The organism is Pseudomonas sp. MAFF 730105 (assembly GCF_055380705.1).
Map to the genome: position 1 here is coordinate 1,217,240 of NZ_AP018438.1, position 12,971 is coordinate 1,230,210.

The 12,971-nt window shown below is 61.1% G+C and carries 10 protein-coding genes; 8 read left to right on the forward strand and 2 right to left on the reverse strand.

What is annotated here, in order from left to right; translation table 11 throughout:
- The first annotated feature begins 216 nt into the window (after window positions 1-216).
- The 5 genes from dsbC (at window position 217) to PCOSP_RS05320 (ending at window position 5,862) form a co-directional block, all read left to right on the forward strand.
- Window positions 217-948, forward strand: coding sequence for a bifunctional protein-disulfide isomerase/oxidoreductase DsbC (gene dsbC / locus PCOSP_RS05300; RefSeq protein WP_139646040.1), 732 nt, complete (start codon window positions 217-219; stop codon window positions 946-948).
- 132 nt (window positions 949-1,080) lie between these two features.
- Window positions 1,081-2,385: a homoserine dehydrogenase gene (locus PCOSP_RS05305; protein ID WP_041024826.1), complete on the forward strand. Its 1,305-nt coding sequence runs from the start codon at window positions 1,081-1,083 to the stop codon at window positions 2,383-2,385.
- Between the two features lie 104 nt (window positions 2,386-2,489).
- Window positions 2,490-3,899, forward strand: coding sequence for a threonine synthase (gene thrC, locus PCOSP_RS05310; RefSeq protein WP_041024825.1), 1,410 nt, complete (start codon window positions 2,490-2,492; stop codon window positions 3,897-3,899).
- A 121-nt stretch (window positions 3,900-4,020) separates the two neighbouring features.
- Window positions 4,021-5,391 (forward strand): transporter substrate-binding domain-containing protein, encoded by a 1,371-nt coding sequence (locus PCOSP_RS05315; RefSeq protein WP_175385125.1) that lies wholly within the window; start codon window positions 4,021-4,023, stop codon window positions 5,389-5,391.
- Between the two features lie 183 nt (window positions 5,392-5,574).
- Window positions 5,575-5,862, forward strand: coding sequence for a DUF3509 domain-containing protein (locus tag PCOSP_RS05320; protein WP_139646045.1), 288 nt, complete (start codon window positions 5,575-5,577; stop codon window positions 5,860-5,862).
- Window positions 5,863-6,078: 216 nt separating this feature from the next.
- Here PCOSP_RS05320 and PCOSP_RS05325 read toward each other — a convergent pair whose 3' ends face one another.
- Window positions 6,079-7,278, reverse strand: coding sequence for a CaiB/BaiF CoA transferase family protein (locus tag PCOSP_RS05325; RefSeq protein ID WP_175361647.1), 1,200 nt, complete (start codon window positions 7,276-7,278; stop codon window positions 6,079-6,081).
- Between the two features lie 146 nt (window positions 7,279-7,424).
- Between PCOSP_RS05325 and PCOSP_RS05330 the strand changes: the two genes are divergently transcribed.
- The 3 genes from PCOSP_RS05330 to PCOSP_RS05340 all read left to right on the forward strand — a co-directional run bounded on the left by PCOSP_RS05330 (window position 7,425) and on the right by PCOSP_RS05340 (window position 11,159).
- Complete coding sequence (locus PCOSP_RS05330; protein WP_024778953.1) at window positions 7,425-7,967, forward strand: YaeQ family protein; 543 nt, start codon at window positions 7,425-7,427, stop codon at window positions 7,965-7,967.
- Window positions 7,968-8,114: 147 nt separating this feature from the next.
- A complete protein-coding gene (gene recJ / locus PCOSP_RS05335) occupies window positions 8,115-9,824 on the forward strand; it encodes a single-stranded-DNA-specific exonuclease RecJ (RefSeq protein ID WP_175361646.1) in 1,710 nt (569 codons plus the stop codon).
- Window positions 9,825-10,052: 228 nt separating this feature from the next.
- The gene (locus PCOSP_RS05340; protein ID WP_175361645.1) at window positions 10,053-11,159 is read left to right on the forward strand and encodes an NADH:flavin oxidoreductase/NADH oxidase; all 1,107 of its coding nucleotides are present in this window, start codon (window positions 10,053-10,055) and stop codon (window positions 11,157-11,159) included.
- A gap of 183 nt (window positions 11,160-11,342) precedes the next feature.
- Here the strand turns inward: PCOSP_RS05340 and PCOSP_RS05345 are convergent, their stop codons facing one another.
- On the reverse strand, window positions 11,343-12,968 hold the full coding sequence (locus tag PCOSP_RS05345; protein ID WP_139646053.1) for a glucan biosynthesis protein D: 1,626 nt from the start codon (window positions 12,966-12,968) through the stop codon (window positions 11,343-11,345).
- Between the last annotated feature and the right edge of the window lie 3 nt (window positions 12,969-12,971).

Consider the following 12,971-nt stretch of genomic DNA (forward strand, 5'->3'; position numbering starts at 1 on the left):
CAGTGCATCGGATGAACAGCGTTATCGTTCATCGCGGGCAAGCCTTGCTCCCACAAGCCCCGCTCCCACAAAAAACGCACCGCCAATGCCTTGCATCAACGGCATTCGGCCCCGCCGGCCTTATGTGGTAGGCTTGGCCGGTTTGCACAGTGGGCGGCCGGAACCGGATCTGCGGGTTGGCGTTCTCCGTCCCATTTGTTCGCCTCAGGAGTTCCCATGCGTTTGATCCAGATGTTCACCGCCGCTGCCATTGCGTTGGCCAGCACCTTTGCCATCGCCGACGACGCGGCGGACAAGGCTATTCGCAAGAGCCTGGAAAACCTTCAGCTCGAAGTACCGATCGAAGCCATCTCCGCCAGCCCGATGGCCGGCCTGTATGAAGTCAAGCTCAAGGGCAGCCGCGTGCTCTATGCCAGCGCCGACGGTCAGTACATCGTCCAGGGCAACCTGTTCGAGCTCAAGGACGGCAAGCCGGTCAACCTCACCGAGCTGACCGAGCGCCAGGGCGTTTCCAAGCTGATCAATGGTATTCCCGTTGCCGAGACCGTGGTCTACCCGGCGGTGGGCGAGACCAAGTCCCACATCACGGTGTTCACCGACACCACGTGTCCGTACTGCCACAAGCTGCACGCCGAAGTGCCGGAGCTGAACAAGCGCGGCATCGAAGTGCGCTACGTCGCGTTCCCGCGCCAGGGCCTGGGCTCGCCGGGCGATGAGCAATTGCAGGCCGTGTGGTGCTCCAAGGACAAGAAAGCGGCCATGGACAAGATGGTCGATGGCAAGGAAATCAAGGCCGCCAAGTGCGATAACCCGGTTTCCAAGCAGTTTGCCCTGGGTCAGTCAATAGGCGTGAACGGTACGCCGGCAATTGTTTTGGCGGATGGTCAGGTAATTCCGGGCTACCAGCCGGCGCCGCAAGTCGCCAAACTGGCCCTCGGCGCGAAATAATCATGGGCCATGTGCTGATGAAGAGCATGGCTCGACGAAAACCTTCGTCGGGCCGTTAAACGCAGAGCCGCGTTGCTGCGCGGCTGTATTTCACGGCCGACCTTGTGTCGGCCGTTTCATGGGGAGTCAAGAGTGAATCCGGTCAAAGTAGGCATCTGTGGGTTAGGTACCGTCGGTGGCGGCACCTTCAACGTACTTCAGCGTAACGCCGAGGAGATTGCCCGCCGTGCCGGGCGTGGAATCGAAGTGGCACAAATTGCCATGCGTACGCCAAAGCCTCAGTTCCAGACGACCGGTATTTCGATTACCAACGATGTATTCGCCGTGGCGGCCAACCCTGAGGTCGATATCGTTATCGAGCTGATGGGCGGCTACACCGTGGCCCGTGAGCTGGTGCTCAAGGCCATCGAGAACGGCAAGCACGTGGTCACCGCCAACAAGGCACTGATCGCCGTGCACGGTAACGAAATTTTCGCCAAGGCCCGTGAAAAGGGTGTGATCGTGGCGTTCGAAGCCGCCGTGGCCGGTGGCATCCCGGTGATCAAGGCCATCCGTGAAGGCCTGTCGGCCAACCGCATCAACTGGGTCGCCGGTATCATCAACGGCACCGGTAACTTCATCCTCACCGAAATGCGCGAGAAGGGCCGGACCTTCGAGGACGTGCTCACCGAAGCCCAGGCCCTGGGTTACGCCGAGGCCGACCCGACGTTCGACGTGGAAGGCATCGATGCGGCGCACAAGCTGACGATCCTGGCGTCCATCGCCTTTGGTATCCCGCTGCAGTTCGACAAGGCCTACACCGAAGGCATCACCCAACTGACCACCGCTGACGTGAACTACGCCGAAGCCCTGGGCTACCGCATCAAGCACCTGGGGGTTGCCCGCAGCACCGCCAGTGGTATCGAGCTGCGCGTGCATCCGACCCTGATCCCGGCCGATCGCCTGATCGCCAACGTCAACGGTGTGATGAACGCCGTGATGGTCAACGGTGACGCCTCTGGCTCGACCCTGTTCTACGGCGCTGGCGCCGGCATGGAACCGACCGCCTCGTCGGTCGTGGCCGACCTGGTGGACGTGGTGCGTGCCATGACTTCCGACCCGGAAAACCGTGTGCCGCACCTGGCGTTCCAGCCGGACTCGCTGTCGGCTCATCCGATTCTTCCGATCGAAGCGTGCGAAAGTGCCTACTACTTGCGCATCCAGGCCAAGGACCACCCAGGTGTACTGGCCCAGGTGGCAAGCATCCTGTCGGAGCGCGGCATCAACATCGAGTCGATCATGCAGAAGGAAGTCGAGGAACACGACGGCCTGGTGCCGATGATTCTGCTGACCCACCGCGTGGTCGAGCAGCGTATCAACGACGCGATTGCAGCGCTGGAAGCGCTCCAGGACGTGGTAGGCCCTGTGGTCCGTATCCGCGTCGAACATCTGAATTAATTCAGCTGCAAGCGGCAAGCCACAAGCTACGGGTTGAAAGCGGATCGGCTTTCACTCGTAGCTTGTAGCTTGAAGCTCGAAGCTCAAACCGAAGGTTTGCCCTTATGCGCTATATCAGCACCCGCGGCCAGGCACCGGCCCTGAATTTCGAAGATGTCCTGCTGGCCGGCCTGGCCACGGACGGCGGCCTCTATGTGCCGGAAAACCTGCCGCGTTTCACCCAGGAAGAAATTGCCTCCTGGGCCGGCCTGCCGTATCACGAGCTGGCCTTCCGGGTCATGCGTCCGTTCGTCACCGGCAGCATCCCGGACGCCGACTTCAAAAAGATCCTGGAAGAGACCTATGGCGTCTTTTCCCACAACGCCATTGCCCCGCTGCGTCAGCTCAACGGTAACGAATGGGTGATGGAGCTGTTCCACGGCCCGACCCTGGCATTCAAGGACTTCGCCCTGCAATTGCTCGGTCGTCTGCTGGACTACGTGCTGCAAAAGCGTGGCGAGCGCGTGGTCATTGTCGGTGCAACCTCCGGCGACACCGGTTCGGCCGCCATCGAAGGCTGCAAGCACTGTGAGAACGTCGACATCTTCATCCTGCATCCGCACAACCGTGTCTCGGAAGTGCAGCGCCGGCAAATGACGACGATCTTCGGTGATAACATCCACAACATCGCCATCGAAGGCAACTTCGATGACTGCCAGGAAATGGTCAAGGCCAGTTTCGCCGACCAGGGCTTCCTCAAGGGCACGCGGCTGGTGGCAGTGAACTCGATCAACTGGGCGCGGATCATGGCCCAGATCGTCTATTACTTCCACGCAGCCCTGCAATTGGGCGGTCCGGCCCGTTCGGTGTCGTTCTCGGTGCCCACCGGCAACTTCGGTGACATCTTTGCCGGCTACCTGGCGCGCAACATGGGCCTGCCGATCAATCAACTGATCGTCGCCACCAACCGCAACGACATCCTGCACCGCTTCATGAGCGGCAACCAGTACGTCAAGGAAACCCTCCACGCCACACTGTCGCCTTCCATGGACATCATGGTGTCGTCGAACTTCGAGCGCCTGTTGTTCGACCTGCATGGTCGCAACGGCGCGGCGATTGCCGGCCTGATGGACAGTTTCCGCCAGGGCGGTGGTTTCAGCGTCGAGGCCGAGCGCTGGACCGAAGCCCGCAAGCTGTTCGACTCCCTGGCGGTGGACGACGCGCAAACCTGCGAAACCATTGCCGAGGTGTTCGGGCAGAGCGGCGAGTTGCTCGACCCGCACACCGCCATCGGCGTGAGGGCTGCCCGTGAGTGCCGCCGCAGCCTGGACATCCCCATGGTGATTCTGGGGACGGCTCACCCGGTCAAGTTCCCGGAAGCGGTGGAGAAAGCAGGTGTAGGAAAAGCGCTTGAACTACCTGCACATCTTTCGGATTTGTTTGAGAGAGAAGAGCGCTGCACAGTGCTGCCTAATGACCTGAAAGCCGTACAGGCCTTTGTCAGTCAGCATGGCAACCGCGGCAAGCCCCTCTGATCGCTGAAACCTGTCACATTTTGAAGCCCGTCTCCTGACGGGCTTTCTTGTTTCTGCATGCCAAAATGATCGGGTTTTCGCCCCTTGGAGGGACGGGCGAGTCATCTCGAAGGAAATGCAGATGTTGTTTTTTATCAAATGCAAACCAGCGCTGAGCTGGATGACAGGGCTGGCCTTGATGTGCTGGATGCAATGGGGCGGGGCGGCACAACTGGCAGCCTTTGAAGCGCCACCGTTCCAATCCGGCGAGCGGCTGGTACTGGACGCTCAGGAGTTGCAGTGGATCCAGGAGCACCCCAGGGTCGTCGTGGCCTCGATGCAATTTCCGTTGTACCTGTTCAAGAATGAACGTGGGCAGTGGAACGGGCTGAACAACGATATTCTCCTGCGCATTGCACGCATGACGGGCCTCGAGTTCGTGCACCGGGAGTCGTTCTCTCCCGACCAATTGCTGGCGATGCTGGAGCGGGGCGAGGCCGACATGACGACCACCATGGCGATGAACGACGAACGCCGGGATTTCCTCAACTTCAGTCACGCATTTGGCGGTTCCGGCTGGGTATTCGTCGGTCGCGACGGGGAGCCGGCGCTCCATTCGCTGGAACAGCTGAAGGGGAAGGTCCTGGCGCTGCCGGCACGGCATGCGTTGGAGACGGAGATACGCCGTGATCACCCCACCGTCGAGCTGCGCACGGTCAAGACCTACGCGGAGGCGAGGGCGCTGGTGGAAAGTGGGGAAGCCCATGCCACCATCGAAAACGAAACCGGAGTGCATCTCTATCCGGCGGGACAGTTGAAGGTAGGAAAAAATCTTGATGGCAAGTGGGAACCGGACTATCTGGCTGTACGTCAGGATCTACTGCCGCTGCTGAGTATCCTGAACAAGGCACTGGAAGCGTTTCCGGCCGAGGAAATGCGTGCCCTGCGTTCCAAGTGGATGGCGGGTGTCGTTCCCAGCAAGGCGCCCTCGCTTTGGCTGCGAGTGTCCCAATGGGGTTACTGGTGTGTCGTCGTGCTCGGGGTATCCGGCCTTCTGTCGCTGCTGTGGAGCCGACGCCTGCAGATACAGATCGATCAACGCCACAAGGCCGAAGCGGTCCTCAACGACCAGTTGATGCTCCAGAAAGCCTTGATGGACGCCATTCCCGATCCGATTTTCATCCGAGATCTGGAAGGGCGTCTGCTCATGTGCAACAAGAGCTATGAAGAACAGTTCGCGACCCGCTTCGAAAAGCTGCGCGGCACACGCTTGACCGACTCTCCCACGTTTCCGGCGACCACGGCCGAGTTGCTGCATGGGGAGATGATGGAGCAGTTGCGAACAGGGCAGTCCCGCTTCAGCGACCGCCAGGTGATGTTCAACAGTGGATTACGGGATATCTACCATTGGTCGGTGCCGTTCTACGGTGCCGATGGACAGTTGCGAGGTCTCTTGGGGGGCTGGAGCGACGCGGGGCGGCGTTGGCGGCGCTCGCAAAGGCTCCTGGCCTGATGCAGGCGCATGACAAACGCGGCTGCCCGCGAAGGCTGTTGTTTCTCTGTCATATTGAACGCGCATGCTCGGTTGAACAGGTTCGGGGGACGCCGGTTCGGTACGCTGACGAACTTTCTGCTGCGGCCCACGGTCACTTAATGTGCACATGCAGTTGTTTTCGGACTATTGAAGGGTGATCGAATGGAAAGTATCAGCCTATTGCTGGGTGAGGCTTTGAGCCCGTATCAGGTCACGCTGACCCCCTCCGGCGCCACTGGCGAATGCCTGGTGACGCTGAAGAATGCTTCTGGAGCCATCATGGTTGAGCGGGTGTTCAATCAGGCGCAGTTGACCGATAAGCGTCAACTGACGGACGTGGTCGATGGTCTGCATCGAGATGTATTGATCGCCGAGGGGCGCCTGGAGCCCTGTGTGATCGCGGCACTGCGTAATGTGGCGCGTGACAAGGTCATGACCGCCGCGAATTGAATGGCAGGTTGTGGGAACCTTCCTACCACCTGGTGAGTCAGACCTTTTACCAACAAGATCAAGCATTGTGCTCCGGTGCTTGTCGCTTGTTGCACGGACCTCGAATGGTCACGTTTAACCCCGAGTCGTCTCCCCACTTCTCGGGGTTTCTTTTTGCCTGCCGTTTACCTGCCCAGCGTGGAAATACCTCGACGGACGGTTTCACGTTCGAACCGTTTAAATCGCCCCCTCCGTGCGCAGGCGAGCGATTTGCTGCGCATCGTAGCCAAGCTCGCCAAGCACCTGGGCATTGTGTTCTCCAAGCGTTGGCCCGACCCATTCGGCGCTGCCCGGCGTGTCGGACAGTTTTGGCACGATGCCTGGCATCTTGAACGCCTTGCCGTCCGGCAGTTTGGCTTGCAGGAACATTTCACGGGCCAGGAATTGTGGGTCGCTGAACATGTCTTCGGCGCTGAAGATCCGGCTGGCCGGTACTTCGGCCCGGTTCAACTGTTCGATAACGGTATCGAGCGGCAGTGAATTGACCCAGCGATCGATGACGCCGTACAACTCGTCACGGCGGCTGTCACGGCCGTCATTGCTGGCCAGTTGCGGGTCATTGGCCAGGTCGTCACGGCCGATGATCTGCATGAAACGCTTGAAGATCGCGTCGCCATTGGCACCAATCTGCACATGCTTGCCATCGGCGCTGGTGTGGATCGACGAGGGGGTGATGCCAGGCATGATATTGCCGGTGCGCTCGCGGATGAAACCGAACACGTCGAACTCCGGCACCATGCTTTCCATCATGGCGAATATCGCCTCGTACAACGCCACGTCCACCACTTGTCCGCTGCCGCCGTTGACCTCGCGGTGACGCAGGGCCATCAGCGCGCCGATCACGCCCCAGAGGGCGGCAATGGAGTCACCGATGGAAATCCCGGTGCGCACCGGTGGGCGGTCTTCGAACCCGGTGATGTAGCGCAGGCCGCCCATGGATTCGCCCACTGCACCAAACCCGGGCTGATCTTTCATCGGTCCGGTCTGGCCGAAACCGGAGAGACGCACCATCACCAGTTTCGGGTTCAGCGCGTGCAGCACATCCCAGCCCAGGCCGAGTTTTTCCAGTACGCCGGGACGAAAGTTCTCGATCAGGATGTCGGCCTCGCCAATCAGCTGCTTCAGAATCGCCAGACCGTCGGGGTGTTTCAGGTTCAAGGTCAGGGATTTCTTGTTACGCGCCTGGACGAACCACCACAGGGAAGTGCCTTCATACAACTTGCGCCACTTGCGCAGCGGGTCGCCGCCGTCAGGCGACTCGACCTTGACCACTTCGGCACCGAATTCTGCACAGATCCGCGAGGCAAAAGGCCCGGCGATCAACGTGCCGAGTTCGATGACTTTGACCCCGGCAAGGGGTTTGGCTGTGAGCGACATGAAAGATCCTGTAGGACAAAACGGAACGAATGGAGGGTTTTATCATAGGCCAGCGCCAGTCGCCGCAGGTTGATGGTCGGCAATTCGTGGATTTGCCGTTTCATCGGTTAGACTTGCCGCCTTTCCACGTATCAAGAAGCCCGTTCATGGCCCAGCCGTCCACGACCTACAAGTTTGAACTGAACCTCACCGACCTCGACCGCAATGTCTACGAGAATGTGAAGCAGACCATTGCCCGCCATCCTTCGGAAACCGAGGAGCGCATGACCGTGCGGCTGTTGGCCTACGCACTCTGGTACAACGAGCTGCTGTCGTTTGGTCGCGGTCTGTCAGACGTCGATGAACCGGCACTGTGGGAAAAAAGCCTGGATGACCGCGTGCTGCATTGGATTGAAGTCGGTCAGCCTGACGTCGATCGCCTGACCTGGTGTTCGCGTCGTACCGAACGCACCAGCCTATTGGCTTATGGCAGCCTGCGGGTCTGGGAGGGCAAGGTGATCCCGGCGGTGAAAGGCCTGAAGAACGTTAACATCGCCGCGGTGCCCCAGGACGTGCTGGAAACCCTGGCCCAGGACATGCCTCGCGTGATCAAGTGGGATGTGATGATCAGCGAGGGGACGATGTTCGTGACCGACGACCGTGGCCAGCATGAAGTTCAGCTGCAGTGGTTGCTGGGCGAGCGCGGTTGATTCCTGTGGGAGCGAGCCTGCTCGCGATAGCGGTGGATCATCTCGCTACCCAGAGACTGACACAGCGCTATCGCGAGCAGGCTCGCTCCCACATGCAGCTCTTTTGCCGATAGTTTCAATGACCCATAGAAGAATGTCCGTCACCCCATGCGCATAGAACCCCGCCAGCTCCCCGACACCCTGCCGTTCCTCGGTGACTTGCCCCCTCTGCTGACCCGCCTGTACGCGGCGCGTGGCGTGCAGTCCGAGGCCGAACTGGACAAGAGCCTGGCGCGCCTGATTCCCTACCAGCAGCTCAAGGGCATCGATGCGGCGGTGGATCTCCTGGTGGTGGCCCTGGAGCAGCGCCAACGGATCCTGATCGTCGGCGACTTCGATGCCGACGGCGCCACGGCCAGCACCGTGGGCCTGTTGGGGCTACGCCTGCTGGGGGCGGCCCATGTCGATTATCTGGTGCCCAATCGCTTCGATTACGGCTACGGACTGACCCCGGAAATCGTCGAAGTCGCCCTGACCCGCGAGCCGCAACTGCTGATCACGGTGGACAACGGTATTTCCAGCGTGGAAGGCGTGGCGGCGGCGAAAGCGGCAGGGCTCAAGGTGCTGGTGACCGACCACCACTTGCCGGGCACCGAATTGCCGGCGGCCGATGCCATCGTCAATCCGAACCAGCCGGGCTGTGAATTCCCGAGCAAGGCGCTGGCGGGTGTCGGGGTGATTTTCTACGTGCTGATGGCCCTGCGCGCGCGGTTGCGCAGCCTGGGTTGGTACGCCAGCAAACCGCAGCCGAACATCGGCGAGTTGCTGGACCTGGTGGCCCTGGGCAGCGTGGCCGACGTGGTGCCCCTGGACGCCAACAACCGGATTCTCGTGCATCAGGGCCTTGAGCGCATTCGCGCCGGGCGTGCGCGCCCTGGCATCAAGGCCATTCTGGAAGTGGCCCGGCGCGATCATTCGCGCATTACCTCCACCGACCTCGGGTTCATCCTGGGTCCGCGCCTGAATGCGGCGGGGCGCCTGGACGACATGAGCCTGGGCATCGAATGCCTGCTCACCGATGACGCGGCATTGGCCCGGGAGATGGCCGCGCAACTGGATGGCATGAACCAGGACCGCAAATCCATCGAGCAGGGCATGCAGCGTGAGGCGCTGGCCCAGCTCAAGGAGCTGCCGGTGGAATCGATGCCGTTCGGTCTGTGCCTGTTCGATCCGCAGTGGCACCAAGGCGTCATCGGCATCCTCGCCTCCCGTATGAAAGAGCGTTACTTCCGTCCGACCATTGCCTTTGCCGACGCCGGAGACGGCATGCTCAAGGGCTCTGGCCGATCGGTGCAGGGCTTTCATATTCGCGACGCCCTGAGTGTCGTGGCGGCGCAGCATCCGACCCTGATCACCAAGTACGGCGGTCATGCCATGGCGGCAGGGTTGTCATTGCCCGAGGCGAACTTCCCATTGTTCGCCGAGGCGTTCGACGCGGAAGTGCGCAGGCAGTTGCGTGAAGAAGACCTGACCGGACGCCTGCTGTCGGATGGCACCCTGGCGGTGGAAGAATTCCACCTGGAACTGGCCCGGGCCCTGCGCCATGCCGGCCCCTGGGGCCAGCATTTTCCGGAGCCGATGTTCCACGGTGTGTTCCAGTTGGTCGAGCAGCGGGTGGTGGGCGAACGACACCTGAAGGTGGTACTCAAGAGCGAGTGCGGTTCGGTGAAGCTCGATGGCATCGCCTTTGGCATCGACCGCGATGTCTGGCCGAACCCGACCGTGCGCTGGGTCGAACTGGCCTACAAACTCGACCTCAACGAGTTTCGTGGCCAGGAAACGGTGCAGTTGATGATTGCCCATATCGAGCCGCGGTAGGCCCACAGATTTGCCAAGGCGATGATTTCCCCTCGCCACACGAACTTGTTTTAACCGCGGAACCCTGCCTTATCCCAGGTTGTCGACTAGGCTCTAAACACTGGTTGATAGCCCTTGTGACGTCTTGACCATTTTCTTTGCCCGCGGGGGCGGGTGCTGCACCTTTTGTCACTCGTCGACTTTTCAAACAGAACCTGGAGCCTGCCCACTGATTCGAAGAGGTGCCCCATGAGTCTGCTGCTTGAACCCTATACCGTACGTCAATTGACCCTGCCCAATCGCATCGCGGTATCACCGATGTGCCAGTATTCGAGCGTCGATGGCCTGGCCAATGACTGGCACCTGGTGCACCTCGGCAGTCGTGCCGTGGGTGGTGCCGGCCTGGTATTCACTGAAGCCACCGCTGTCACCGCCGACGGCCGTATCACCGCCCAGGACCTGGGGCTGTGGAACGATGAACAGATCGAACCCCTGCAACGCATCACCCGTTTCATCACCGCCCAAGGCTCCGTGCCAGGCATTCAACTGGCCCATGCCGGGCGCAAGGCCAGTACCTGGCGGCCCTGGCTGGGCAAGCATGGCAGCGTAAAACCCGCGGATGGCGGCTGGGTGCCGGTGGGGCCCTCGCCGATTGCCTTCGATCCGCAGCACACCCAGCCGGCCCAACTGGACGAGGGACAGATCAACGGCGTCATCCAGGCGTTCGTGGAGGCGGCCAGACGCGCCTTGACGGCCGGGTTCAAGGTGGTCGAGGTCCATGCGGCCCACGGCTATCTGCTGCATCAGTTCCTGTCTCCGTTGAGCAATCAGCGGCGCGATCAATATGGTGGTTCGTTCGAGAACCGTATCCGGCTGGTGCTGCAGGTCACCGAAGCGGTCAGGGCCGTATGGCCCCAGGAGTTGCCGGTGTTCGTGCGCGTCTCGGCCACCGATTGGGTCGAGGACGGCTGGAATCCTGATGAAACCGTTGAACTGGCGCGGCGATTCAGGGCTCTGGGGGTGGACCTGATCGATGTGTCATCGGGCGGTACCGCGGCGAATGCGGAAATCCCCACTGGTCCGGGTTACCAGACACGCTTCGCTGAACGAGTGCGCAAGGAGTCGGAAATCGCCACCGGCACCGTTGGCATGATCACCGAACCGGCCCAGGCCGAGCACATCCTGCGAACCTGTCAGGCTGACATCATTTTCCTGGCCCGCGAGTTGTTGCGCGATCCGTACTGGGCGCTGCATGCCGATGATGACCTGGGCGGGCGCAAGGCGATATGGCCGGCGCAGTATCAGCGGGCGACCCATCGGGACCAGCCGATCCATGAGTCCGATCTGCGGGACTGACTGTTCCTGTCAAAACAAAGCCCCGGTCGTTCAGGCCGGGGCTTTTCTTTAGTTGAAATTTTCTCTGCTTGCACCGGCCTCATCGCGAGCAGGCTCGCTCCCCCAAGAAATCCCTATGCAATGAGATCACTGTGTGGGAGCGAGCCTGCTCGCGATGGGGCCAGCCCGGACGACCAATAACTATCAGGGATACTTGCGCTTATCCGGCGCCGGCGGGAAGTACTGGTACAGCCAGGTCTCGCTCAGGGTCCGGTCCTTGGTGCGAATGAACAGGCGCATTTCCACCGGGTCCACGCGGTCGTCGGTCGGGTACCAGTCGAAGGTGATGCGATAGCCCTTGATCGCATCCACCACCAGCACGTTGAAGTCTTTCACCTCGCCATGGGAGCAGGTCACCACCGGTTCGATGCCAGTCCCAGGGGGTAGCTGGTCGAGACCGCCGCCACTGAAGTCCACTGCAAAGCGTCGGGCCCAGACGGTCGGGTAATGCTCGCCCGGTGCCCAACCTTCGATGAAACCACCCATCCCGGAACGGCTCGCGTGGACCTGGGCCAGCTCGGTGCTCACCGGCGGCAGGGCGCTCCAGTAGAGTTTGTAGCCATAGTTCAGCGAGTCGCCGGCCGCGACCGGTTTCTTCGGCGACCAGAACGCGACGATGTTATCCAAGGTTTCGCCGGTCGTAGGAATTTCCAGCAGATCCACAGAGCCTTCGCCCCAGGCCGTTGTCGGCTCGACCCACAGGCTTGGACGCTTGCTGTACCAGTCCACGGTGTCCTGGTAGCTCTCGAAGCTATGGTCGGTCTGCACCAGGCCGAAGCCTTTCGGGTTCTTGTCGGCAAAGGCGTTGAATTGCAGAGTGGCGGGGTTGTTCAGCGGGCGGCAGACCCATTCGCCATTGCCGCGCCACATGGCCAGGCGATCGGAGTCGTGGATCTGTGGGTGAATGGTGTCGCACATGCGTCGCTCGACGGTGCCGCAACTGAACATGCTGGTCATCGGCGCAATGCCCAGTTGCTCGATGGCGGTCCGAGCGTTGATGTGGGCGTCGACTTCCATCACGACCCGGGTGGGCTGGCAATCGATGTCAAAGCGGTAGGCCCCGGTGGCGCTGGGGGAGTCGAGCAGGGCATAGACCACGAAACGGGTGCTGTTCTTGTCCGGGGTTTCGAACCAGAACTGGGTGAAGTCCGGAAACTCCTCGCGGTGCTTGGCATACGTATCGATTGCCAAACCGCGGGCCGAGAGCCCGTACTGGCCGCTGGCGTCCACGGCGCGGAAATAACTGGCGCCCAGAAACGAAACGATGTCGTGCCGGTCCAGCTCCGGCGCCTTGAAGGCCCGGAACCCGGAGAAGCCCAGGTCACCCTTCAGTTGCGCGGTGTTGACCGTGGTTTTCTCGTAGTTGAACAACTCCGGGCGGAAGTGCACTTCACGGGCCAGGCGGGTCTTCGGATCGACGCTGTGCATGCGCACCGGCTGTTTGAAACCCATGCCAACGTGGAAAAACTGTACGTCCAGTTGGCCATCCAGCTCATTCCACAACGAATGGTTGGCGTCATACCGGATCGCGTTGAACTGCAGTGGCGACATCATCGCCAATGTTTCTGGCAAGACTTGCTTGGTGTCGACGTAACGTTGCCCGGCCAGCCGTTTGGCCTGGTCCTTCAGGTTCTTGAAGTCGAAGGGGCGGGCTTCGCCGTCTGCCGTCTGATCGGCGGCCCAGGCCCGTGCTGCCATGAGACCCGAAGCCGAAAGCCCGGTATAGGCGGCGAAAGCCATGGAGGCCTTGAGCAGATTCCTGCGATGCATAAA